Annotated in this window: 24 protein-coding genes; 10 read left to right on the plus strand and 14 right to left on the minus strand. The window is 31.9% G+C overall.

The genetic code is table 11. The features are described 5' to 3' along the window. Window positions 1-361: 361 nt before the first annotated feature. Window positions 362-751: a hypothetical protein gene (locus tag Q4Q35_RS12590; RefSeq protein ID WP_303278337.1), complete on the plus strand. Its 390-nt coding sequence runs from the start codon at window positions 362-364 to the stop codon at window positions 749-751. Window positions 752-766: 15 nt separating this feature from the next. Here Q4Q35_RS12590 and Q4Q35_RS12595 read toward each other — a convergent pair whose 3' ends face one another. From Q4Q35_RS12595 to trmB, 3 genes are read right to left on the minus strand one after another with little or no spacing between them, the layout of a single operon-like run. Continuing rightward, window positions 767-1,096, minus strand: coding sequence for an MGMT family protein (locus Q4Q35_RS12595; protein ID WP_303278338.1), 330 nt, complete (start codon window positions 1,094-1,096; stop codon window positions 767-769). Between the two features lie 3 nt (window positions 1,097-1,099). Next, complete coding sequence (locus Q4Q35_RS12600; RefSeq protein WP_303278339.1) at window positions 1,100-1,729, minus strand: LysE family transporter; 630 nt, start codon at window positions 1,727-1,729, stop codon at window positions 1,100-1,102. Then, window positions 1,729-2,406 (minus strand): tRNA (guanosine(46)-N7)-methyltransferase TrmB, encoded by a 678-nt coding sequence (trmB, locus tag Q4Q35_RS12605; protein ID WP_303278340.1) that lies wholly within the window; start codon window positions 2,404-2,406, stop codon window positions 1,729-1,731. The genes Q4Q35_RS12600 and trmB overlap by 1 nt, the downstream gene beginning before the upstream one ends. Window positions 2,407-2,594: 188 nt before the next feature. On the opposite strand from trmB, the gene Q4Q35_RS12610 reads away from it, so the two are divergent. Continuing rightward, the gene (locus Q4Q35_RS12610) at window positions 2,595-3,650 is read left to right on the plus strand and encodes a glycosyltransferase (RefSeq protein WP_303278341.1); all 1,056 of its coding nucleotides are present in this window, start codon (window positions 2,595-2,597) and stop codon (window positions 3,648-3,650) included. On the opposite strand, the gene Q4Q35_RS12615 is transcribed toward Q4Q35_RS12610, so the two are convergent. Beyond that, window positions 3,624-4,667, minus strand: coding sequence for a sensor histidine kinase (locus Q4Q35_RS12615; protein ID WP_303278342.1), 1,044 nt, complete (start codon window positions 4,665-4,667; stop codon window positions 3,624-3,626). The genes Q4Q35_RS12610 and Q4Q35_RS12615 overlap by 27 nt on opposite strands. Further along, window positions 4,667-5,347 carry a response regulator transcription factor gene (locus Q4Q35_RS12620; RefSeq protein ID WP_303278343.1) on the minus strand — a complete coding sequence of 227 codons (681 nt, stop codon included), beginning with the start codon at window positions 5,345-5,347 and terminating at the stop codon, window positions 4,667-4,669. Before Q4Q35_RS12620 ends, Q4Q35_RS12615 begins: the two co-directional genes overlap by 1 nt. 203 nt (window positions 5,348-5,550) lie before the next feature. Between Q4Q35_RS12620 and Q4Q35_RS12625 the strand changes: the two genes are divergently transcribed. From Q4Q35_RS12625 to Q4Q35_RS12635, 3 genes are all read left to right on the plus strand, one after another. Continuing rightward, the gene (locus Q4Q35_RS12625; RefSeq protein ID WP_303278344.1) at window positions 5,551-5,892 is read left to right on the plus strand and encodes a T9SS type A sorting domain-containing protein; all 342 of its coding nucleotides are present in this window, start codon (window positions 5,551-5,553) and stop codon (window positions 5,890-5,892) included. Between the two features lie 82 nt (window positions 5,893-5,974). After that, complete coding sequence (locus Q4Q35_RS12630) at window positions 5,975-6,955, plus strand: LuxE/PaaK family acyltransferase (protein ID WP_303278345.1); 981 nt, start codon at window positions 5,975-5,977, stop codon at window positions 6,953-6,955. Window positions 6,956-7,420: 465 nt separating this feature from the next. After that, complete coding sequence (locus Q4Q35_RS12635; RefSeq protein WP_303278346.1) at window positions 7,421-8,425, plus strand: hypothetical protein; 1,005 nt, start codon at window positions 7,421-7,423, stop codon at window positions 8,423-8,425. Window positions 8,426-8,486: 61 nt separating this feature from the next. Here Q4Q35_RS12635 and tyrS read toward each other — a convergent pair whose 3' ends face one another. Next, window positions 8,487-9,788, minus strand: coding sequence for a tyrosine--tRNA ligase (tyrS, locus tag Q4Q35_RS12640; RefSeq protein ID WP_303278348.1), 1,302 nt, complete (start codon window positions 9,786-9,788; stop codon window positions 8,487-8,489). A 276-nt stretch (window positions 9,789-10,064) separates the two neighbouring features. On the opposite strand from tyrS, the gene Q4Q35_RS12645 reads away from it, so the two are divergent. Continuing rightward, window positions 10,065-11,069, plus strand: coding sequence for an NAD-dependent epimerase/dehydratase family protein (locus Q4Q35_RS12645; protein ID WP_303278349.1), 1,005 nt, complete (start codon window positions 10,065-10,067; stop codon window positions 11,067-11,069). On the opposite strand, the gene Q4Q35_RS12650 is transcribed toward Q4Q35_RS12645, so the two are convergent. Genes Q4Q35_RS12650 through Q4Q35_RS12660 form a run of 3 tightly spaced genes read right to left on the minus strand, consistent with a single transcriptional unit; the run spans window position 11,041 to window position 13,647 of the window. Next, the gene (locus Q4Q35_RS12650) at window positions 11,041-11,580 is read right to left on the minus strand and encodes a DUF4296 domain-containing protein (RefSeq protein WP_303278350.1); all 540 of its coding nucleotides are present in this window, start codon (window positions 11,578-11,580) and stop codon (window positions 11,041-11,043) included. The genes Q4Q35_RS12645 and Q4Q35_RS12650 overlap by 29 nt on opposite strands. Continuing rightward, the gene (locus tag Q4Q35_RS12655) at window positions 11,577-12,917 is read right to left on the minus strand and encodes a dihydroorotase (protein ID WP_303278351.1); all 1,341 of its coding nucleotides are present in this window, start codon (window positions 12,915-12,917) and stop codon (window positions 11,577-11,579) included. The genes Q4Q35_RS12650 and Q4Q35_RS12655 overlap by 4 nt, the downstream gene beginning before the upstream one ends. Before the next feature lie 7 nt (window positions 12,918-12,924). Further along, window positions 12,925-13,647 carry a polyprenol monophosphomannose synthase gene (locus tag Q4Q35_RS12660; protein ID WP_303278352.1) on the minus strand — a complete coding sequence of 241 codons (723 nt, stop codon included), beginning with the start codon at window positions 13,645-13,647 and terminating at the stop codon, window positions 12,925-12,927. A 122-nt stretch (window positions 13,648-13,769) separates the two neighbouring features. On the opposite strand from Q4Q35_RS12660, the gene Q4Q35_RS12665 reads away from it, so the two are divergent. Next, the gene (locus tag Q4Q35_RS12665; protein WP_303278353.1) at window positions 13,770-14,417 is read left to right on the plus strand and encodes a DUF4271 domain-containing protein; all 648 of its coding nucleotides are present in this window, start codon (window positions 13,770-13,772) and stop codon (window positions 14,415-14,417) included. A gap of 26 nt (window positions 14,418-14,443) precedes the next feature. Beyond that, window positions 14,444-15,193 carry a uroporphyrinogen-III synthase gene (locus Q4Q35_RS12670; protein WP_303278354.1) on the plus strand — a complete coding sequence of 250 codons (750 nt, stop codon included), beginning with the start codon at window positions 14,444-14,446 and terminating at the stop codon, window positions 15,191-15,193. A gap of 92 nt (window positions 15,194-15,285) precedes the next feature. Here the strand turns inward: Q4Q35_RS12670 and pckA are convergent, their stop codons facing one another. Further along, window positions 15,286-16,902, minus strand: a complete 1,617-nt coding sequence (gene pckA / locus Q4Q35_RS12675) for a phosphoenolpyruvate carboxykinase (ATP) (protein ID WP_303278355.1) — start codon at window positions 16,900-16,902, stop codon at window positions 15,286-15,288. Between the two features lie 57 nt (window positions 16,903-16,959). Beyond that, window positions 16,960-17,361, minus strand: a complete 402-nt coding sequence (locus tag Q4Q35_RS12680; RefSeq protein WP_303278356.1) for a DUF423 domain-containing protein — start codon at window positions 17,359-17,361, stop codon at window positions 16,960-16,962. An 81-nt stretch (window positions 17,362-17,442) separates the two neighbouring features. On the opposite strand from Q4Q35_RS12680, the gene Q4Q35_RS12685 reads away from it, so the two are divergent. Further along, window positions 17,443-18,807 (plus strand): saccharopine dehydrogenase family protein, encoded by a 1,365-nt coding sequence (locus Q4Q35_RS12685; RefSeq protein ID WP_303278357.1) that lies wholly within the window; start codon window positions 17,443-17,445, stop codon window positions 18,805-18,807. Between the two features lie 139 nt (window positions 18,808-18,946). Next, complete coding sequence (locus Q4Q35_RS12690) at window positions 18,947-19,417, plus strand: Lrp/AsnC family transcriptional regulator (RefSeq protein WP_303278358.1); 471 nt, start codon at window positions 18,947-18,949, stop codon at window positions 19,415-19,417. A 112-nt stretch (window positions 19,418-19,529) separates the two neighbouring features. Here the strand turns inward: Q4Q35_RS12690 and Q4Q35_RS12695 are convergent, their stop codons facing one another. From Q4Q35_RS12695 to Q4Q35_RS12705, 3 genes are all read right to left on the minus strand, one after another. After that, window positions 19,530-19,967, minus strand: coding sequence for a hypothetical protein (locus Q4Q35_RS12695; protein ID WP_303278359.1), 438 nt, complete (start codon window positions 19,965-19,967; stop codon window positions 19,530-19,532). A gap of 117 nt (window positions 19,968-20,084) precedes the next feature. After that, window positions 20,085-22,772, minus strand: a complete 2,688-nt coding sequence (locus tag Q4Q35_RS12700) for a TonB-dependent receptor (protein WP_303278360.1) — start codon at window positions 22,770-22,772, stop codon at window positions 20,085-20,087. Between the two features lie 350 nt (window positions 22,773-23,122). Beyond that, a complete protein-coding gene (locus Q4Q35_RS12705) occupies window positions 23,123-25,702 on the minus strand; it encodes a TonB-dependent receptor (RefSeq protein WP_303278361.1) in 2,580 nt (859 codons plus the stop codon). Window positions 25,703-25,754: the final 52 nt, after the last annotated feature.

Below are 25,754 nucleotides of genomic sequence, written 5' to 3' on the forward strand. Positions count from 1 at the left end.
TGGCAGACTGAAAGTCTGCTTCGTGAAATATGGTAAAACTGAATTCGTGTGAATTCGTGAAATTCGTGTCAAAAGTTTTTAGAAGCTGAAAGCGACATGCACTAAAGTACATAGTTTTAACTCCATTTGAGACCAATAAAAACGCTACTTATTTATTATTAAATTCTTGAAAAATTTACACATGTAAGTATTAACTCTCATTTCGATTCTTTTCAACTAATAATTTAATATTTATTGGTTAAAATGCACTTATTCACGTTAAAATATTGAAAATAAGAAACTTACGTGACTTTGGCATTACTGTTGTTTCTAAAGAGTATAACCTTCTTGATTTGTATGAATCAAGTTTAAACAAAAAAAGATGTTTACATTTAAGAAAAAGGCCATAAAAGAAGATGCTAAATTTATTATTGATATAGTATCCAATTATTCCAATGATGAATCTATAAAAAAATTGATTTCTCCTATTTCTGATGAATATTTTTTGATAGACGATAAAAACAAAATATCTATTTGTGTAAGTGACGGAAAAATCACGCTATCTAATCATACTTTTTTATATAAAAAGTTATTTAATCTATCGTTTACTGATAAGCTCAAAAAACAAATAAGAGAAGCTATGGAGCAAGAAATGCTTATTTTAAAGGAATCTCTTTTTAAAAATGAAACAGATCTTCTCTCTAAAATTTTAAACTTATCAACAAAAAAGAACAACCCTTATATTATTAAACCTAACTTTAAAACAAGTTAAAAGTATAAACATCGTTTATAGAATTTCGTTAGGATCCCAAAAAACAGTATCTAAATCCTGTATTTGGTTATCTATAACCTTAACTCCTTCGCTTTCCAATAATTGTTGCATTAAATTCGTGCCATCAAAATGGTGTTTACCTGTTAATAAGCCCTTTCTATTTACAACGCGATGTGCAGGAACATCTTTACCTCCAGAACCATTCATGGCATAGCCTACCATACGCGCACTCCTTGCTGCTCCTAAGTAGTTAGAAATAGCGCCATAACTAGTCACTCTGCCATAAGGGATTTGTTTGGCAACCTCGTAAACTTTATCGAAGAAATTTAGGGTTTCCGGTTTCATAATCTACAGTTCTTTAATGATATTGATTAGTGTGATAATTGAAATAATACCTGTAATACCTCCAATAACATAATTCATACCTTTTTGAGATGTAAATGATTTCCCTTTTATTTTATCGAAAAAGAAAATATACATGTATAACATCACGAAAGTCCCCATAGCTGCTCCTGCCACATAAGATATAACACTAATTTGGTCAAAGGCCATCCACCCAAAAGATGCCAGTGTAATAGTCATATATGCCTGGTAAGGAATCGGGAACACATTAATAGCCGAGAGGAACATACCTTGAAAAAACCGACTATGCTTACTACGTATTTGTGGCTCTATTTGTTGCTTAGGTTTTGATTTTGCTATAAGTAAAAAATAGACCGTTATTAGTATAAAAATTACAAACGCAACCCGTTGTAGAATGTCCACAACTTCTATATGTTTACTTAAATATCTTGCAAAAACAGTAGCTGCATAAGTTTGAAGTACCACAACAACACAAACACCTATAGAAAACGTAATGCCTCGTGCATACCCTTCTTTTAAACTTATTTTAGCCGCTGTCATATTTAACAGTCCTGGGGGAATAACTCCTATTAAAGCTATAAATAATCCTAAAACGAAGATAAAAGTTATGTTCACTAATGCTTAATTTTGAATCGAATATACGTAATTGGTTTGTTTTGTTCTAAATATTGCGATTCGTAAAACGTTTGAATACTAGTAACTTCTTCTGGACTCCCTTCTTGTTTATACACATTATGGTTCGCATAAAGCACCTCATGTCCTGCACCGTGTAATAAACCAAGAGTATACCCATGCATGAATTCACTATCGGTTTTTAGGTTAACAACCCCTTCTGCTTTTAGTATTTTTTTATAGCGTTTTAAAAATGTCTCATTAGTCATTCTATGTTTAGTACGCTTGTATTTTATTTGCGGATCTGGAAAGGTAATCCATATTTCGTCTACTTCATTTTCTGCAAAAGCATAATCTATTAACTCGATTTGAGTTCTTAAAAAAGCAACATTTGGAATATCTTCTTCAATGGCTGTTTTGGCTCCTCTCCAAAAACGTGCCCCTTTAATATCTATTCCTATAAAGTTTTTATCGGGATATTTTTTTGCTAATGCTACAGAGTATTCTCCTTTTCCACAACCTAGCTCCAATACTAATGGGTTTTTATTTTTAAATACCGATGTTCTCCAACAACCTTCCAGCTCATACTCACCACTAACCAATTCATTTCTAGATGGTTGAAACACATTTGAAAAAGTCTCGTTTTCTTTAAATCGTCTGAGTTTATTTTTGCTTCCCACTATTATTTAAGATTTTGGTAAAATTAAGGAAATATACGAGAGTGTTTATATGCTTATCTTTGTTTTTACTGAAAATTTGCGTGTGGTATTATCGCAAGATTCTTTTTTAATTAGTTAATACTCTAAATTAAAAAAGATGTTGCTAAAACCTCGACTTTTAAACACAAAAGGCACGCTATAAACTATTTATGAAAAAACGGATTTTAGTTGCACCTTTAAACTGGGGCTTAGGGCATGCCACAAGAAGCATCCCCATTATTTACGAGTTAATAAAACATGGGTTTGAACCCATTATTGCTAGCGATGGAGTTGCTTTAACACTTTTACAGAAGGAATTCCCTAAACTTTCATCAATAGAATTGCCTTCTTACAATGTTACCTATGCTAAAAAGAGAGCGCATTTTAAATTAAAAATGATTAAGGATTCGCCTAAGCTTCTTAAAGCCATTAAGGCTGAAAAAAAAGCAACGAAGCTTATTGTGGAAACCCATAACATTAAAGGTATTATCTCCGATAACCGATTGGGCGTTTATAGTAAAAAAGTACCATCTGTCTTTATAACTCATCAATTAAATGTTTTAACAGGGAGCACCACATGGTTAAGCACAAAAATGCATCAAAAAATCATAAAAAAGTTTAATGTGTGCTGGGTTCCTGATACCGAAGGAGATATAAATTTAAGTGGAAAACTTGGGCATCGTAATAATTTTGAAATACCTACAGAATATATTGGTCCTTTAAGTAGGTTTGAAAACAAACGTTTGGAGATTAAGACTGATTTAATGGTATTGATTTCTGGACCAGAACCACAGCGTACACTCCTTGAAAAAAAACTTTTTTTGGAATTAAAAAACTACAAAGGAAACGTGTTTTTTGTTAAAGGCATTATGGAAAAAGAGCAAACAATACAGATTATAGGAAATATGACGGTTTATAATTTTATGACTTCTAATTTACTGGAAAAAACTATTAATGAAAGTGCGTTAATTATATCTCGATCTGGCTACACCACTATTATGGATTTAGCAAAACTTAATAAAAAAGCATTTTTTATACCTACACCCGGACAGTTTGAACAGGAATATTTAGCGAAAAGACTAACAGATTTAGAATTGGTGCCAAGTTGCAGTCAAGAAGACTTTTCATTAGATAAATTAAAAAGTATTTCTTCTTTTAAAGGATTAAAATCTTTTGATAGTCATGTGAATTTTAAGAAGCTATTCAACCTTTTCGAGTGTGAATGAAAACTCACTCCCAACACCAAATTCACTTTCTACATATATTTTTTCGTTGTGTGCTTCTATGATATGTTTTACTATAGAAAGCCCTAAACCTGATCCTCCTTCTTTACGAGATCCACTTTTATTAACTCTATAAAAACGTTCAAACAACCGAGGAAGGTGGCTTTTTTCTATACCTTCTCCATTATCTGTAACGCGAATAATAACCTTGTTTTTTATTAAATTTTCAATACTAATTTCGGTAGTTCCTTTATCTCTACCATATTTTAAGGAGTTAACAATTAAGTTTGCTAATACTTGCTGAATTCGTTCTTTATCTGCCTTAACCAGCACTGGATTGTTATAGTCAGTATCGAAAGTAAGTGTGATTCTCTTTTTGCTAGCTTTAATTTCCAGCATTTCGAATACATTTTTAACTAATTCTACAATATCAAATTCTTCTATATTTAAACTTAAATCACCAACTTCTAATTTGGTTATCATATCTAAATCCTTAATAATATAGCCTAATCGTTCAACACCTTTACTGGCTCTTTCTAAATACTTTTTTTGTATTCTTTTATCGTCCATGGCACCATCTAACAATGTAAGAATGTATCCTTGTACTGTAAATAATGGTGTTTTAAGTTCATGAGAGACATTCCCCAAAAACTCTTTTCTATACTTTTCTCGAACTTTTAAAGTTTCTATTTCGATCTTTTTATCTCGCGCAAACTTATCAATCTCCTGAGTAAGTGTTCGCATATCTGTAGTAATAGGTCCTTTACTTAAGCTAGCAGATTCTAAAAGTGTTAAATCATCGTATATTTTTTTAACACGTTTATATATAAATCGTTCTACACTAAATTGAATTATTACAAAAGAAAAGATATAAACGCTTACTAAAAAAGCAAGCACGTAAAACCACCTAAACTCATATAAATAGTATAAAAAAACACTCACTAAGAGTGTTGTGTATAATGCTATATAAAGTGATGTTTTTATTGAAAACCTATATGATCTTTTAAATTTTGCTTGCATTATTCTACAAACTTGTAGCCTACTCCTTTTATAGTTTTAAAACTATTATCTCCTAATTTTTCTCTTAACTTACGAATATGTACATCGATTGTTCTACCTCCTACAACAACTTCATTACCCCAAACGGCATCAAGAATTTCATCTCTTTTAAAAACTTTTCCTGGTTTTGATGCAAGTAAAGATAGTAATTCAAATTCTTTTCTTGGTAAAATAATTTCTTCACCTTTTGAAATAATCTTATACTCATCTCTATTTATTACTAAACTCCCTATTTTAACCGTATTGGAGGCATCCTCTTCTTTAAAGCGTCTTAAAAGCGCTTTTACTTTACTAACTAAAACTTTTGGTTTTATTGGCTTAGTTATATAATCATCTGCACCAGCGTCAAAACCTGCAACCTGAGAATAGTCTTCTCCTCTTGCTGTTAAAAAAGTAATAATACAATTCTTTAAGTCAGAATTTTTTCGAATCAATTCACAAGCTTCGATACCGTCCATCTCAGGCATCATTACATCTAGAATAATTAATTGTGGAAGTTCCTTTTTAGCTTTTTTTACACCTTCATATCCATTCTCGGCAGTAATAACCTGGTAACCTTCACTCGATAAATTATATCCAACGATCTCTAAAATATCCGGCTCATCATCAACTAATAATATCTTAATATCATTCTTTTTCATACTTATAATAATAAATTATATTTATTTCTTAAAGTAAAGATAAAACTAATAATACGGTTTTATGGATACTCACAAATTAATAACATTAACGTAACAACCAAGTTACAGTAATTTAAACTTTCGACAAAATAACTAAATCTTTAACACTTTTTTGGCATCACTTTTGCAATGATTTATTACCTTTATAACGTTAAACAGAACGTATGAAAAAAAACTACTTGTTTGTTTTATTTTTAACCTTAACATTTGCGATAACTCAGCATGGGTTTGCACAAAGTAATGTTAATGGGGATTCTGTACAACAAAATATAGAAGGTTTGTCTATATATCCCAACCCTGTTAATAAAGGTAAAACCTTTATATATTTAACGTCTAAACGTAATTTAACTAAGAAGATTGAATTCTTTAATGTTTTAGGGAAACGGGTTTATTCTATCATTTTAACTGGCAAACAAGTAAACATTTCTAATTTAAGTAAAGGAGTCTATATTTTAAAGATTACTGAAAACGACATTAGCGAAACTAGAAAATTAGTGATTAAATAATAATATCACAACAATTCATAAATTTTAAAAGCGTTACCAATGGTAGCGTTTTTTTATTTTACATATTTTTGTTTTCATAATTATGATTGATATTAATTCTGTTTTCAACATTAATAATCAAACCGAGTTTGAAGATTTAGCGATGCAAATTTTTAAATTTCAATTTGAAAACAATTCTGTTTATCGTTCTTTTTGTGATTTATTATATAAACATCCTAGTGACATAAAGGCTATAGAAGATATTCCTTTTTTACCTATTCAATTCTTTAAATCTCATAAAATACTAAGTACTAAAGACACCATTAAAACTACTTTCTCAAGTTCTGGTACTACTGGTAGTATAACAAGTAAACATCATGTAACAGATTTAGATATTTATAATAAAAGTTTTAGTAAAGGGTTTCAGCAATTCTACGGAAATGTTGAAGACTATGCCATTCTGGCTTTATTACCTTCTTATTTAGAGCGTGAAGGTTCTTCTTTAATATATATGGTAGACACCATGATTAAACAATCAAAACATGCTGAAAGTGGGTTTTATTTAGATAACTATTCCGAATTGAAAGACACATTAATAACATTGGACTCTCGTGGAAAAAAAATATTATTAATAGGTGTGTCTTTTGCCTTATTAGATCTGGTTGAAGCTCATCAATTTAATTTAAATAATACGATTATAATGGAAACTGGTGGTATGAAAGGACGGAGAAAAGAACTTATTAGGGAAGCACTACATACAACATTAAAAACAGGCTTTGGAGTAAATGCAATACATAGTGAATATGGTATGACCGAGCTTTTAAGCCAAGGCTATTCTAAAGGACACGGTATCTTTAATTACCCTAACTGGATGCAAATATTAATACGTGACACCGAAGATCCGCTTTCCATACTATCATCGGGTAAAACCGGAGGAATAAATGTTATTGATCTTGCCAACATAAATTCCTGCTCTTTTATTGCTACTCAAGATTTAGGTCGTATTAATAATAATGGCACATTCGAAATTATTGGGCGCTTTGATAATTCAGATATTCGCGGATGTAATTTGATGGTACTTTAACCTTATTTAGTACATAGAAAAATTAAACTTTTTAAAAAAAATAATTTTCCTGTAAGTTATTTAAAACAGATACGACGAAATAACCAGCTAAGAAAAAGAAAAATTTAATTTGTTAATTGTTTGGTTTGGTTAAGACAAAACCCTGATTTTAAAATCAGGGTTTTGTTTTTTTAGGAAGACTATCACCAATTAGTAAACGCTTTTATCCCTTTATATTTCTTCGAGCAATAATCCCTTTTAGAAAAGTTTTCATCCGTTAAAAGTAAATTTTATTTCATACTATCTATAGTAACTACATTCATAGACCAGAAACCCGTAATAAAGGGTAGATCTTCAACTTTAAATGTGCATAAATAATTGATTTAAAAAATCTTTCTGTAGTAAAAATAACATTTTATTTACTTTCCTGTAACGAAATATTTATGCTGAAATTCTAAGTTTACTTTAATATAAACTAAATTTATTATGAAAACTAAAACAACACATTTTACCAGCTTTTTTCTATTAACATCTATCGTTTTAGTACTATTTTCTTGTAGTATAGATAGCATAGAAAATTCTGAAATTACCGCAACAACTACAACAAAAGAAGAAGCTAAAGCTTCAAAAGTAACGCAAAGCGTGGCTACGGTTACGTACACCGATGAAGCTATTGCCCAAGAGTATGCTCCTCAATTTTTCCAGGATGTCGATACTACCGATGGTCCATGTAGTAACCAATCTAAAAGTGGTTCTGCAGATTGGATAGCAGCGGTCGATTACGATGGTGACTGGAACACTTCTAACAACTGGGACAACATGGTTTCTGGTAGAAATTCCGGACAACTAAAACCTTATGTTTACTATTATGTAACTTACACAGCAACACATTTTTTCATTTTGTATAGTGTGTACCATCCTAGAGATTGGACAGATATCTTATTTTTATGTTCTCTAGATTCTCATGAAAACGATATGGAGGCTGTATTAATAACAGCAGAAAGAAACACTAATGGTAGTTTTGGTAGTATTATAAATGCTCAGACTATTTGGCATTCGGATATTTACGATTATACTAATAGTGAGTTATTAATAATATCTAACACTAATACTTCTAAGTTCTTTATTGAAGCCAAAGGACATGGTATTAGAAAAATGAACGGTTCATCAGACATGGACGGTTCGTACATCGAGTATTATTATGATGGAGCTCCAGCTGTAACGCCAGACAAAGATTCTCATAATTTACCTCAAACCGTACATTATAATTTACTTGCTTTAGAAAGTACGTTATGGCTTCAACGCAACAACCCTTTAACTGTAACTGGTACAGCTCTTGTAGGTGATAATGGCAGCGGAAGTAATAAAGCTAGTACTCCTTGGGGATGGGAAAATGGTGTGCTTTGTAAAAACCCTGCACAATACTTAAAAAATAAATATAATTGGACTAATTTTTCTACAAATTATATTAGTGATACCCCAATACAGTAATTAAGATAAACACTTATTCTTTTAGCAAAATTGCCTTTTTGAAAAATCAAAAAGGCAATTTTTATTTGATGCGTAAAACAAAATAGTTTTTCTTTCCGCGCTGCAACAAAACAAACTTATTATTTATTAAGTCTTTATTGCTTATTTTATAATCGTCCTTTACTTTCTCTTTATTTACAGAAATAGAGTTTTCTTTAAGTGCTCTTCTTGCTTCTCCGTTAGATTTTAAAAAATTAGTTTTTGCAGATAACGCTCCAATCATGTCCAAACCATTTCCTTCTATTTCAGATTTAGAAATTTCAGCTTGAGGAACTCCATTAAAAATATCATTTAAAGTTTCATCATCATATTTTTCGAAAACATCTTTTGTTGAATCTTTACTAAATAAAATATTTGAAGCTTCAATTGCAAACTGTAAATCTTCCTCAGAATGAACCATCTTAGTTATTTCTTCAGCTATTTTCTTTTGAAGAATTTTTCGGCCTTCATCTAATTTATGTTCATTAATTATGCTATTTACCTCCTCTTTACTCAAAAAAGTAAAAATCTTAATATACTTTTCGGCATCTTCATCACTAGTATCTAACCAATATTGATAGAATTTATATGGTGATGTTCTATTGGCATCTAACCATACATTACCTCCTTCGGATTTTCCAAATTTAGAACCATCAGACTTTGTAATTAATGGGCAGGTTATAGCATACCCTTTTCCGTTGGCAATTCTTCTAATTAATTCAGTTCCTGTTGTAATATTACCCCACTGGTCGCTTCCTCCCATTTGTATGGAGCAATCACTTTCTTTATATAAATGAAGAAAATCGTATCCTTGAACGAGTTGATATGTAAACTCAGTAAAGCTCATCCCTTCAGACGACTCTGATGAAATTCTATTTTTTACAGAATCTTTTGCCATCATATAGTTTACAGTAATATGCTTACCAACATCGCGAATAAATTCAAGAAATGAAAAGTCTTTCATCCAATCATAATTATTCACTAAAACCGCTGCGTTTTGGGCATCGCTCTCAAAATCTAAAAAATGTGATAATTGATTTTTAATGGCATCTTGGTTATGGCGCAATGTTTTTTCATCTAACAAATTGCGTTCGTTCGATTTTCCTGACGGATCGCCAATCATTCCTGTGGCTCCTCCAACTAATGCCACCGGTTTGTGTCCACAACGTTGATAATGTGCCAAAAGCATAATTGGCACCAAATTTCCAATATGTAAAGAATCGGCTGTTGGGTCAAAACCCACATAAGCACTGCGCATACTATCCATTAAATGTGCTTCAGCTCCGGGCATTACGGTATGTATCATACCTCTCCATGTTAACTCTTCAACAAAATTCTTTATCATTATTATTTATTTTTTACAAAACTATGGCAAAGATAAAAATCAATGTATAATTACTTAGGTATTATGAATAATTCTTTACTCGAAAATATATGGTTTAAAAAGCATTAGATGCTAAAAGTTGTCTCATAGAGCACTTCAATTCTTATCAACATAAACTAAAATCGGGATATTTTATAAATCGGTAGCTTAATAAGTTCTCCTTGACACTCAAACAAGACATTTATTTAGCTGTTAATTACACCTAAATACTCTTAAATATTTTATTACTTTCGTTACATGATTTTAGTTACAGGAAGTACGGGCTTAGTTGGCTCTCATTTACTTTACAAACTCGTTAGCAGTAACGAGAAAGTTAGAGCTATTTACAGAGCAGAAAAAAAACTTGCCAACGTAAAATCTGTTTTCGCTACTTACACTTCTAACTACGAGTCTCTTTTTAAAACTATTGAATGGGTAAAGGCAGATCTTTTGGATATTCCTGCTTTATCTGAAGCTTTTATAGGGATTACTCATGTATATCATTGTGCTGCATTCGTCTCTTTCGAACCAGATAAATATCAAATACTACGGAAAACAAATATTGAAGGAACTGCAAATATTGTAAATCTCTGTTTATCTAATGCTGTTAATAAACTTTGCTATGTAAGTTCTGTAGCAACTTTAGGAAACGCCATTAATAATGAAGACATTACAGAAGATACTATCTGGAACCCAGAAGACGATAATAGTGTTTATGCTATTACAAAGTATGGTGCAGAAATGGAGGTTTGGCGTGCTACACAAGAAGGTCTTAATGTTGTAATTGTTAATCCCGGTGTTATTTTAGGTGCCGGTATTTGGCGTTATGGCACCGGAAGTTTCTTTAAAAAAGCACATAAGGGTTTTAAATATTACACCTCTGGTACCATTCCCCTTATTGCTATTGAAGATGTGGTTTCTATTATGATAACACTTATAAAAAGCGATATTTTAAATGAGCGCTTTGTATTAGTTGCAGAAAATTGGACTTACAAACAGTTTTTACAAGCTTTAGCTAAATCGGTTCATGCAAAACCTCCAGAAAAACTGGCTAGTAGTTGGTTATTAAAATTAGTTTGGAAACTAGATTGGCTAAAAACTAAATTAACGGGTAAACGAAGACAATTAACAAAACATATTGCTAGATCGCTATCTACAGAAACAAAATATAATAGCAATAAAATTAAATCTGTTTTAAATTACAAGTTTAAACCTATTGACAAAACTATTGATACTATTGGCGATTTTTATCTGAAGAAATAGGTGAAATTAAACGGTTTTCTTCTTTAAGTGTTTTTTGTACCGGTATCTCTGTTAATGAATCCTTTATTCCAAGTACTTTTAAAGAATCTTTAATTTTTAATAAATTTAAGGAGTCTTTTTTCTTAGATACCAATTTAAGAGAATCTTCTATTCTTATTTTCTCCTCTTCTTCCTTAAACTTCACATTAAGGAACTCTAAACTATCTTTAACCTTAGCATAAATCTCTTCGTAATCCTTTATATAAAAGGCATAATATTCATTGCTCAGGGCAAACTGTAGGCTATCTATATTGTGCTTGGTAAAAACATACGTGTTCAATTTAACACCACGATTTTCCATTACTTTTCTGTTCTTAGAATTTGCAGAGGCTATTAATTTAGCATCAATTAAGATATCGACCATTTTCTCCTTGGATATTAAATTATCGGGTTTCTTTGGCTTATCTATACTATAACATGCAGAAACAAGTATAATAACACTTAAATATATTGTAAATCGTCTTAAAATCATCTATTAAAAGTTAATCGTTTGGCTGCTTTTACATTATTGAATTTAGAATTTTGATACACTAAACTACCGTTTAAAAATGTATGTGTAATTCTAGATTTAAAGGTTACACCTTCAAAAGGAGACCACCCACACTTATATAAAATATTATCTTTATTTACAGTCCATGGGTTATTTAAATCTACTAACACCAAATCTGCAAAATAACCTTCTTTAATAAAACCCCTTCTCGCAATTTGAAATAAAATTGCTGGATTATGGCACATTTTTTCAACCACCTTTTCTATAGAAATTCTACCTTTATGATACATTTCTAATAGCGCTGGTAAGGCATGTTGTACCAACGGACCTCCAGATGGTGCTTTAGTATAAACGTTTTCTTTTTCCTCTAAAGTATGTGGCGCATGGTCGGTGGCTATAACATCTATTCTGTCGTCTAACAAAGCTTTCCATAATTGTGCTCTGTCATCTTTATTTTTTACCGCTGGATTCCATTTTATAAAAGTGCCTTTTTTATCATAATCTTCGTCACTAAACCACAAATGATGTATACAAACCTCTGCTGTAATTCTTTTGTCCTTTAAAGGAATTTCATTGCTAAACAAATTTGTTTCTTTTCCTGTTGAAAGGTGAAATACGTGTAGTCTTGCACCTGTTTTTTTCGCTAATTCTATAGCTTTAGAAGATGATATATAACACGCTTCTTCGCTTCTTATAATGGGGTGGTATTTAATAGGGATATCGTCTCCAAACTTTTCTAAATGCTCTTGAAAATTCTTTTTTATGGTTGTTTCATCTTCACAATGAACAGAAATAAGCATATTGGTGTTTCTGAAAATTTTCTCCAATACGTCTAAATCATCAACCAACATGTTACCTGTTGAAGAACCTAAAAACAATTTTAACCCAGCAGCTTGGTTTATATCTAATTTTAAAATTTCATCTAAATTATCATTGGTTCCGCCAAACATAAACGAATAATTAGCAGATGATGTTTTCGAAGCAATATCAAATTTCTCTTCTAACTTTTCAATAGTTGTCGTTTGTGGATTGGTGTTTGGCATTTCTATAAAAGAAGTGATCCCACCAGCTATAGCTGCTTTAGACTCTGTTTCTATATTTGCTTTATGCGTTAACCCCGGCTCTCTAAAGTGAACCTGATCGTCTATAGCCCCCGGCAATAAATATTTCCCTTCTGCATCTACAACAAGGACATCGTTGGATTTCACACTTATCGAATCGCTTATCTCTTTAATATATTCACCTTCAATTAACACATCTCCATTAAAGATAACGCCTTCGTTTACAATATTTGCATTCTTAATAAGTGTCGACTTCATATAACTTTTATTTTTTAAAAAGACTTTTTAATTTCATGGAAATAACTCCAAAAATAGCTTCAGAAATGATACTTGAACTTAGTTTTGATTCTCCTTTTGTTCTATCGGTAAAAATAACTGGTACTTCAATAATCTTAAACTGCTTTAAATAGGCTTTAAATTTCATTTCAATTTGAAACGCGTAACCAATAAATTTTATAGCATCTAAATTTATTGTCTCAAGTACTTGTCGCTTATAACAAACATAACCAGCTGTTGTGTCGTGAACTTTCATACCTGTAATAATACGCACATATTTTGATGCACAATAAGACATAAGCACACGGCTCATTGGCCAATTAACAACATTTACACCTGTTACATATCTGGAACCTATAGATAAATCTGCACCATCTAAATGACATGCATTATATAGTTTTATTAAATCTTTTGGGTTATGCGAGAAATCTGCATCCATTTCAAAAATATATTTATAGGTCTTATCTAAACACCATTTAAAACCATAAATATAGGCTGTTCCCAATCCCGATTTTTCTTTTCGTGTTTCTAAAAATAATCTATCAGGAAAATCAGTTTGAAGTTCTTTTACCTTTAAAGCTGTTAAATCTGGTGAATTATCATCAACAATAAGGAGGTGAATACTATCAGATTGAGAAAACACAGCTTTTATAATAGCTTCAATATTTTCTATCTCATTATATGTTGGAATGATAACAATTGTATCTTTCATTCTCTAACTTTATTAAAGATCTTTTTTATTTTTAGCAAATGTACACTAATAACCTTTTATTTTTTTTAAATATTCCTTAATAATTATAAGCATAATGTTAATAATTATAATAATTTTATAGCATGTTTCGGGAGACTATTTCAAATGAGTTATACACAATTTTATTAGTTGCAGGGTTCCTTATTGTAGCTATCGCAAAATTGACTTCTCCAAGACGTTTTGAAGACTTTATATATGTTTTAGGGAATTCTAAATACCTTAAAATTTACTCTAGAGAGCAAAAGTTTTTAGATAAATTTGATGCCTTATTATTTGGCAATTTAATTCTTTCTTTATCTCTTTTTATCTTTATCGCTTACCAATACACGACAGATAATATACCTTTTTCAGCAGATGCCATGTTTAAACTGGCTTTTAGCATTGGTGTTTTCATTTTAATAAAGGTTCTTATTGAACGCCTTCTTGGTAGCCTTTTCGAAATTGATAATCAAATAGATCAATACCTATTTCAGAAAATTAGTTATAAAAACTACTTAGGTGTTTTATTGCTTCCTATAAATACGCTACTGCTATTTAGTTTTAAACCGTCTTTACCAATTATATACATAATAGTTGTTTTATTGTTAATTGTTTATATTATTGGCCTTATTACTTCTTTTAAAACACATCAAAGTTTAATAAAACATAATTATTTTTATTTTATTTTGTATCTTTGCGCTCTCGAAATCTCACCTTATATTATTTTATACAAGGTGTTTTTTTACCAATAATTAGACAGAACAAACTACTTACACGTATGAAAGTAAAGACAATTTTAGTATCTCAACCAGAACCTAAAATAGAGAATTCACCCTACTTTGATTTACAAGAAAAGCAAAAGGTAAAAATAGATTTCAGACCTTTTATTCATGTTGAAGGTGTCTCTGCAAAAGATATTAGACAACAAAAGGTTGATTTAAATAATTACACGGCGATTATTTTAACTAGCAGAAATGCTGTAGATCATTTTTTCAGGATTGCAGAAGAGATGCGATTTAAGGTACCAGATACTATGAAATATTTTTGTCAGTCTGAGGCGGTTGCCTTCTATCTTCAAAAGTATGTGGTATATAGAAAACGTAAAATTTATGTTGGTAAACGTACGTTTTCAGAATTATCGCCATTAATTAAGAAATATAAAGAAGAAACTTTCTTATTACCTAACACAGATAAAGTAAAACCAGAAGTTCCTGCTACTTTAGACGCATTAGGTGTTAATTGGAAACAAGCCACTTTTTATAAAACCGTAGTTAGCGATTTATCTGATTTAGCTGATGTGTATTATGATGTTTTAGTATTTTTTAGCCCTTCTGGAATAGAATCTTTATTTCAGAATTTCCCAGATTTCAAACAAAACGATACGCGAATTGCTGTTTTTGGAAATACTACAATAAAAGCTGTAGAAGAAAAAGGGTTGCGAGTAGATATTGCTGCACCAACACCCGAAACGCCATCAATGACTATGGCTTTACAGAAATATATTGATAAAGTTAATAAAGGAAAATAAACCAATTATTCTTATAAAGAAAAAGGGACGATTTAAAAAATCATCCCTTTTTTATTTTATTTAATGTCCCGTCTCTTTAGACGCTTAGTTTATTAAAATGCATAACGTTGCGGACCTCCACGTCTGATCTCTTCGTTACAATGTGCTTCAAACTTTTTAAAGTTCTCACGAAACGCATTAGTCAATTTAAACGCTGTTTTATAATATTTTTCATCATCTCCCCAAGTTGCTCTCGGGCTTAAAACACTTGTTGGCACTCCCGGGCATTCTCTAGGTTGTGCTACACCAAAAACAGAGTGTATATGGTAATCATCATAATTATACAACCCTAAATCGCCGTTTAAGACAGCATTAATCATAGCTCGGGTATATTTTAATTTCATTCTTGTACCTATACCATAGGGGCCGCCAGTCCAACCAGTATTTACCAACCACACATTAACTCCCGAATCTGTCATTTTTTTACTTAGCATTTCGGCATATTTAGCTGGGTGTAAAGGCATAAAAGGCGCACCAAAACATGCTGAAAAAGACGGTTGCGGTTCTACAACACCGGCTTCTGTTCCTGCTACTTTTGCTGTATATCCAGAAATAAAATGATAGGCTGCTTGACTAGGTGTTAACTTAGATATTGGAGGTAATACTCCAAAAGCATCGGCCGTTAAAAAGAAAATGTTCTTTGGGTTTTTGCCTATTGAAGGTATTTGAATATTTTCAATATGTTCAATTGGATAACTAACCCTTGTATTTTGGGTAATAGAAATATCTTCAAAATCTACATGTCCGCCTGCATCTAAAATAACATTTTCTAGAATAGCTCCTTTTTTAATAGCATCATATATTTCTGGTTCATTATCTCTCGAAAGATTAATAACCTTAGCATAACATCCGCCTTCAAAATTAAATACAGAATTTCCGGCAGTCCAACCGTGTTCATCATCTCCAATTAAGCTTCTGTTCGGGTCTGTTGATAAGGTTGTTTTCCCCGTACCAGATAACCCAAAGAAAATAGCTGTATCTCCATCCTTACCTACATTAGCACTGCAATGCATTGGCAATGTATTTTTAAATACTGGAAGTATAAAATTAAGAGCAGAAAAAATGCCTTTTTTAATTTCTCCGGTATATCCGGTACCTCCAATTAGAGCTATCTTTTTAGAAAAGTTTAAAATGGCAAAATTATGTTGGCGCGTACCATCTTCTTCAGGGTTTGCCATAAAACCAGGTGCGTTAACCACTGTCCACTCTGGGGTGAAATCTTTTAACTCATCGTCTGTAGGTCGCAAAAACATATTATAAGCAAATTGATTGCTCCAGGGGTACTCATTAATAACGCGAATATTTAATTTATAATCTTCGTCTGCACAGGCATAACTATCTCTTACAAAAACCTCTTTATTAGACAAATAGTCAACCACCTTATTATATAATACATCAAATTTATCAGTACTAAATGGAATATTAATATCTCCCCACCAAATACGGTCTTGTGTTATATCGTCTTTAACAATAAATCGGTCTTTAGGAGATCGACCAGTAAACTCACCAGTATTAACTGCTAAAGCTCCGGATGAAGCTTCTAAACCCAGTCCTTTTTCAACCGTAATAGCATGAAGTTGTTCTGGAGAAAGTTGATACTTTACATCGGCATTTTTTATCCCGTATTCCTCTAACGAAATCGTTTTCGCAGCTTGATTGTAGTTTACCATAATTTGTTATAAAATTATTTATTGCGTAAAATTAAAACAATTATTTTAAATTATCCGCTATTTATTGTCGTTTTTAGATTCTATTTTTAAGAAATTCGCAATCATAACTCCCCATGCTAAAATTAGAAGCAATCCACCTATTGGAGTTACAAAACCAACCGTTTTGAAATTAAAAGTTGTTAACAAATTTGTTGCTAGCCCATAAATAGATCCTGAAAATAAAATAATTCCCAATACAATTAAATAGTATAAAACCTTTTTCGTTTTTTGTTGAATATATGTAGTAGTTCCTACAAATAATAGTAAAATAGCATGATACATCTGGTATCTTACACCTGTCTCAAAAGTTTGTTGGGATTCAACTGTAATTAATTCTTTTAATGCATGCGCCCCAAATGCTCCTAAAATAACAGCTAATAAACCAAAAATTGATGCTGTAATTAATATTTTTTTGTTCATAATATGTGTTTTGTTATAACTATAAAAACCTATTGTATTTATTAAATTCGCTACTACAAAACTAATTAACTTATTTTCATTATGCGAAAAATTTTAGTCATAGGTTCAGGGAAATCAGCTTCCAGTCTTCTAAAATATTTGTTAGATAAATCGGGTACAGAAAACCTTTTTATTACTGTTGGAGATTTAAACCTTAATACTGCAAAAAAACTAATTGGTAATAATAAAAATGCTAAAGCTATATTATTGGACATTTTCGATGCAACATCACGAACCAATGCTATAAAAGAGGCAGATATTGTTGTATCTATGCTCCCTGCCCGTTTTCATATTGAAGTTGCTAAAGATTGTGTTTTATTAGGAAAACATATGGTTACGGCATCATACGTAAGTCCGGAAATGCAGGCTTTAGATGCCGATGCAAAAGCTAAAGGACTTGTGCTTATGAATGAAATAGGCGTCGATCCAGGTATAGATCATATGAGTGCGATGCAAGTTTTAGATCGTATACGCAACAATGGTGGGAAAATAATCTTATTTGAATCGTTTACAGGAGGTTTAGTGGCTCCCGAAAGCGATAATAACCTATGGAATTATAAATTCACCTGGAATCCCAGAAATGTAGTAACAGCTGGGCAAGGTAGTACCGCTAAATTTTTACAGGAAGGCACCTATAAATACATCCCTTATCATCGTTTGTTTAGGCGTACCGAATTTTTAGACATCGATGGTTATGGACGTTTCGAAGCTTATGCAAATAGGGATTCTTTAAAATACCAAAATGTTTACGGACTCGATCATGTTAAAACTTTATATAGAGGCACTATGAGACGCGTTGGTTTTAGTCGCGCATGGAATATTTTTGTCATATTAGGAATGACTGATGATAGCTATACCATGGATGATAGTGAAAATATGAGTTACCGCGATTTTATAAATGCTTTCTTAACTTACAGTCCTTTTGATTCTGTAGAATTAAAGCTAAGACATGCCTTAAAAATTGATCAGGATGATATTGTGTGGGATAAACTCACCGAACTCGATATTTTCAATGCTGAAAAAAAGGTGGGACTTAAAAAAGCAACTCCGGCCCAAATACTTCAAAAAATACTTATGGATAGCTGGACACTTGATGAGCATGATAAGGACATGATTGTTATGTATCATAAATTCGGTTACGAAAAAGACGGTAAGAAACATCAAATAGACGCTAATATGGTCGTTTTAGGAGAAGATCAAACCTATACTGCTATGGCAAAAACAGTTGGTTTACCTGTTGCTATGGCTACACTGGCAATTCTCAACAAGAAAATCACAACGCCCGGCGTTCAAATCCCTATTACTAAAGAAGTTTACGAACCTATTTTAAAAGAGTTGGAAACTTTTGGTGTTACATTTAGAGAAGAGGAAATACCTTATTTGGGTTATAACCCACTAAATAATTGATATTTAGTTTTATTGTTTCGACTATACTCCGATCATGACTTAGCTTGACATTCAAAAATAAGATCTCATTAAATACTTAATATCAATTTAGTTTCAAATTGAAACCAAATAGCTATTTTTATGTTTTAAAATATAATTAATGAAGTCTAAAACTAAACCTATAATAATAGATGGTATCGATAAAAAGATATTGCGTGCTCTAACAACAGATGCCCGAACACCTATTTTAGAGATCGCACGACATGTAGGTATTTCGGGCGCCGCTATTCACCAACGCTTACGAAAACTAGAAAAATCTAAACTTATTTCTGGTTCCCAGTTCATTATCGATCCAAAAGTTTTAGGCTATTCTACCATGACTTTTGTTGGTATTTATCTTGAAAAAGCTGTAAATACTGAAGATGTTATTAGAGCTTTAAAAAAAATCCCTGAAGTTTTAGAATGTCATTACACTACTGGAGACTGGAATATTTTTATAAAAATGTTAGCTTATAACAACAACCATTTAATGCAATTATTGAATACCAAAATTCAAACGATTGTTGGTGTTTCCAGAACCGAATCTATCATTTCTTTAGACCAGCAAATTAACAGACAAATACGTATATAAAGACAAATAAATCAATGTTGGTTAGGTAAAGAGGCTAACTATTTCGGCAAAGCCTATGTTGAGCAAAATTGAAGTGCTCAACATTTGTTTCGTCTTTCAACTCTCTTTTATTTTAGCCTATCCAGGAACTCCAAGGAATTCGTGATAAAAATAGAACTAAAGCAATAGTATAAAAGATAGCTATTGTTTTTAATTTTGATTTAGACGTTAGTTTCTTTTTGTGCTTAGAATAGCCAATAGTTATTAAAGCTACAGCAATAATATTTACAAAAGGGTGCTCTACGAGGTATAACCTTGCTAAGGAATTACTCATTACTTCTCCTCCTAATTCACTCCATAAATCAAATCGGGGAGACACAAAATAAAGTATCAACCCAATTAATAATTGAATATGGGATACTATTAAAGTAAATAGTGATTTTCTAAAATCGTTGGCTTGATATTCTTTATCCCCAAATGTTTTTATCAAAGCATTGACTGCGGCAATTATTAAAACAACAAGCACTAAATATGCCCAATAAGAATGTAATGTTAATATAACGTCGTACATAATATTATTAAAATTTGTTCATACAAATGTACTAATTAAAAGCATAAAAAAGAGGCATCCTAAAAAGTGATGAAACTTTTTTAGATGCCTCTTTTAAATTATATATCGACAATTCGTTTAGAATTTGTAACGCATGCTAAAGTTCCATGTTCTACCTAAACCAAAGTAACCTCTGTTATCAACACTAATACCATTGAACGTATCATCCCCAGCATCAGCAGTTACATTCGTTGACAATTCTGAAAGATAAACTTCATAGAAAACATTATTTACATTCGCTCTAAAACTCAAAGATTTATCTTTGAATTTTCCTAATAACATTTTATAAGAAAGCCCCATATCTACAATATCGTAAGAAGGTAGTTTTAGGTTCTCTTTTGTCCCTCCAACATTAGCATATAAGTTATCGTACATTCTCCAATCTGCATCAAAAGAAAATCTTTCACAAATTTGATAGTCTATCCCTAAACCAACTGTAAACTGTGCCGCATCACCTACTTTACCTCCATCAATATCTTCAGTTTCAGTGCTAATTATATTTTGATCTTCATCTGTTACTCTGGTTAATACTTCTCCTTGATAAACCCAATCTCCAATAGACAAGAACCCTTTTAGTTTTAACTGAGGCATCAATTTAGCAATAAAATCTACTTCCACACCTGTGTGTATCTGATCTAATCCTTCTTGTTGCTCATATATTACAACATCATTAACAATATCTGACGATGTTCCTACTCTATCTGTCCATGCCGTTCTATAGGCATTGATATTGGCAGAAAAATTTGGGCTTTTAAAACTATACCCTGCTTCTAATCCGAAAATCGTTTCATTTTGCGTTAGTGGATTTATTTGATTAGTAAAATTCAAGTAAATCGTATCGTGAAAAGGTTGACGAGAATAATAACCTGTATTAAAGAACACATTGTGCTGGTCATTAATAATATAGTTTACTCCTGCTTTTACATTAAATCCAAAATTATCTACTTTTTCAGAATCAACTCCATCGGTTATTCCTGCTGGTAAAGCAGTCCCTGTCCATTGAGGTGAGGTTCCATCTATAAGCGATTGGTCTGCATATTGGTAATGATCAAACCTTTGGTGATATTGGTTTGAAGCTGCTCCCTGAAAAAATGCAGAAAACCTGTCTCCTGTATACTCTAATTGTCCAAAAATACCTCCATAGGTAATACGCTCATCATTACTATAAGCAATTTTATCTTCTTCTTTAAAATCGTGGAATAATACTGCCCATGGATTCGCAGATAAATCTTCAGATGTAATCACATTTTTATACGTTCCAAAAGTTCCATAGGTTTGGTGATTGTCGTTCTGGTCTCTTAAACGTATGTCTTCCTGCCATGATGTAAGTCCGTGAAAATTCTCTACAATTCTAAAATGCTCACCGTAATATGTTCTTAAATCTACTCCAAAGTTTAACGATAGATTATCTCCTAATTGCATTTCTAAATTAGAAACCATACCATACCAACTGTGTAAATTCATTGAGGATCTTGTTACATAACCGCCTCCGGCAGCAAAATAACCACCTTCTCCATTTGGCACACTTCTATTGAATGCATAAATCGCATCATAATCAATTCGCCCATCTGCTGTTCTTATGCGATTCCCTCTATCTCCAGTTCCTCCTCCACGTCCCCAAGACGCGTATAGTACTGTAGACAAATTAGTATGATCACTAATGTTGAAATCCCAGTTTAAATTAGCTACCGGCTTATGATAAAAATTTCGTCTCTCTGTTAAATATTCTCCTCCTAATGTACCCCAGTTATTATTGTACTTTCTTCCATATTCTAAATAATCTGAAATACTTTTAGTGAAATTTTGGTCATGGTATTGAGGTGCTCCAGTTAGTAGGAAATTAAAATTATGCCTATCATTTGGAGTATATCCCACAGATAAAAAGTAGGTTTCACCTGCCCCAAAATTACCTTCATTATAGCCATCTCCTTGCCAATGCGATAACATAAAACTAGCACCCCATCCTTTTTCAGATTTTCCCGTGCTATATTGAATTGTATTTTTGATGTAATTGTTATTTGCGATTCCTGTATATAAGTATCCTCCTTCTTTTTTATCGGTCGTTTTGGTAACAAAGTTTACTGTACCACCAACTGACGAAATGGCTAATTTAGAAGCACCCAAACCTCTTTGTATTTGAACAACACTAGCAATATCATTAACACCAGACCAATTTGACCAATACATTTTACCATCTTCCATACCATTAATAGGTTGTCCGTTTAATAAATATCCAACATTGGTTTGATCAAATCCACGAACATTTATTCTCGAATCTCCAAAACCTCCAGCTTGTCCTGCAACATATACCGAAGGTGTGTTAACCAGTGTCATGGTAATATCCTGTGTCCCTATTTTGTTCTGAATTTCTGATGCCTTAATAGTAGATACTGCAACGGGCGTATTTCTATCATCGGCTAAATCGATAACTCCGGTTCCAACTATTACTATTTCTTCAAGAGAATTGTCTGGTAATAATTTTATATTACCTAAATCTGTATTTCCATTAAACGATACAGTTATAGAAGCATATCCTACAAACGAAATAACAATATTTCCTGACGATGTTTGAGTTTCTATAGTAAAATTACCATTGAAATCTGAGGAAACACCATTGGCTGTTCCTTTTTCAACAATATTCGCGCCTGGAAGCGGGGTATTAAGTTCTGTATCTATTATAGTACCTGTAACAGTACTTTGAGCCATTGCTGCTATAGTAAATAAAAAGACCGTAGCTGTTATTAAAAGTTGAGTAATTTTCTTCATGATTTTTTGCATAGGATTAATTGAATTAGTCATGCAAATTAATTGAAGATATGAGCGTTTTTTATTAATTAAGTTTTAACAAATATTTATTAAATACCTGTTTTTAATATATTGAAAACATGAAGATTAAAAACAAAAAATACTCTAAAGTACTACAAACAAATGGTTCACAGTAAATGACCCACAAAGCTTTATTATGCTAGTGTTAAGATTAAATGAAATTATCATTTTTAACTATTTTTATGATCTATATATCTACTTAAATTAAAGCCATTTATTATAAAAGCTCTGGAAAGCAAAAACCGCCTCTAAATAGAAGCGGTTTTTAAATATTATATATTTAAATAATATTAGAAATTGAAACGCATGCTGCAGTTCCAAGTTCTGCCATAGCCCAATCTAACACCATTATTAACATTAACGCCTTTCCATGCTATATCTCCAGAATCTACATGGATATTATCTCTTGAATTTTCGATATATACTTCATCAAAAATATTATTGATATTTACTCGGAATTGTAATGAGTTCTGATCATCTTTTCCTAATAACCATTTGTATGATACACCTGCATCAACAGTATCATAAGATGGTAATTTAATAGTACCTCTATTATTCTCTGTTAAAAACTCATCTCCTCCAAAATCAGCATTACCATATAAATTATCATATTGATTCCAATTGGCTCCTACTTTTAAACGTGGTAAAATTTCATAATCCGCACTAATACCAGCTGTAAACTGTGCAGCTTGCCCTATTTTGGCACCATCAATATAACTAGTAGCACCATTTGCTATTACAACTCCAGTATCATCTGTAGTTCTCGTTGTAATATTACCATCATATTCCCAGTTACCTACTGATACAAATCCATTAATATTTAGTCCATCTGCAAAACGTGTAAATATTTCTAATTCAACCCCGCTATGAACTTGTTTCAAAGGACTTGTTTGAGTAAATTCATCGTCAAAATTATCACCATCTGTATCTCTAGAACTATAATCAATTCTATTATCCCAGATTGTATAATACACATTTAGATTAGCTGATACTTGATCTCCCAAAAGTTTATACCCTGCTTCCAATCCTGTAATTTTTTGATTGCCTTGAACTAATGGATTCAATTGGTTGGAACTTCTATCATTTGTAAACAAATCACTATGAAATGGTTGACGTGAATAATACCCTGCATTAGCAAAAACAACATTATTATTATTAATATTATACGCTGCACCTGCTTTTACATTAAAACCAGTATTATTAACTTTCTCAGATTCTTCAGATTGCCCTTGAATAGCGGCATTAGCATATTCTGTTCTTAAATGAGATTGTGTAGAGGCAGATCCTTGAAAAAAAGCAGAAAAATTATCATTAGAATATTCTAATTGTCCAAATACTCCATAATAATTAATATCTTCTTCGTAATCATAATTTCCATTACCATGTAAACGCTGTGCATGATCATCATTAGTATTAAAGAATACATTCCATGGATTGATCCCTCCAAAAGCATCTGTTACTTGAAAAGTTCCACCGTTATAGTTACTAGACCCTTCAACAGAATTTACCGATAAAAATTCGTTCACACTTCTAAAGTGAATTCCATTATACAAACGAATATCGACTCCTACATTCACACTTAAGTTTTCACTTAATTTATTATTGTAGTTACTTACCAAACCATACCAGTTATGGTTATTATTTGATCCTCTGGCATAAGTGGGAATATCATTAGTTCTTCTAGTTGAAGCAAAAGTACCTCGTCCTGCTGAAGCATATAATACAGTGGATAACGTTGATTGATCGTTAATGGTTAAATCCCAGTTTAAATTAGCGACTGGTTTATGATACACATTTCTTCCTGTTGGATATAACCCTCCATTCAATAGGTTTGGGCTATCTACACCAGAATAGGCAAAATTATATTTTCTCCCGTTATCTAAATAACGTTGTAGATTATTAAACCCTGAAGTTGCGTGCCATTGAGGTGCTCCAGTTATCATAAAGTTAAAAATATTCTTTTCGTTAAGTTTATATCCTAAAGAAATAAAGTAAGTTTGCCCTTGCCCGTCTGTATAATCTACATAACCATCTCCTTGCCAATGTCCTAATAAGGCCGTAAAAGCCCAACCACTTTCCATTATACCTGTTGAATAAGAAGCAGTCGTTTTAGTGTAGTTATCGTTAGCAACCATTTGCTGTACAAAACCACCTTCTTTTTTATCAATAGTTTTAGTCACAATATTTACAGTACCCCCAACAGACGAAATGGCTAATTTAGAAGACCCTAAACCACGCTGTACTTGCACCGCTTTCGCCACATCTAAAACTCCAGACCAGTTAGACCAAAACATTCTACCATCTTCTGGACTATTAATTGGTTGACCGTTAAGCATGAATGCTGTATTTGTCTGATCAAAACCACGTAAGAACAGTTGGCCTTCTCCAAAACCTCCACCTTGAATACTTTGCACTGAGGGTGTAGATTTTAAAACTTCGGGCAAATCTGAATTTCCTGTTTTTTCTTGAATTTGATTCGCTTTAATAGTCGAAACTGCAATAGGTGTTTTTCTACCTTCAGCTAAATCAATAACCCCGGAACCGATAATAACTATCTCATCAAGCGAATTATCTGGTGTTAATTTAATATTCCCTAAATCTTGATTACCATTAAATGTTATTGTTATAGAATTATAACCTACATAAGAAATCACAATGTCTCCTGATGAGGCATTTGTTTGCAGAGTGAAATTACCATCAAAATCTGAAGAAATCCCATTAGAGGTTCCTTTTTCAACAATATTCGCTCCTGGAAGAGGGGAATTGAGTTCGGCATCTATCACTGTACCTGTAACAGTACTTTGCGCCATAATAACTGTAGTAAACAAAAATGCCACAGTCATGAATAAAAAATGAATCGTTTTTTTCATGATTTAAAAAGAATTAATTATTTGAAATTAGTCGATGCAAAAGTACGTATAT

Origin of the sequence: Flavivirga aquimarina (assembly GCF_030540835.1) — a bacterium.
In the GTDB taxonomy this organism is placed as follows: domain Bacteria; phylum Bacteroidota; class Bacteroidia; order Flavobacteriales; family Flavobacteriaceae; genus Flavivirga; species Flavivirga aquimarina.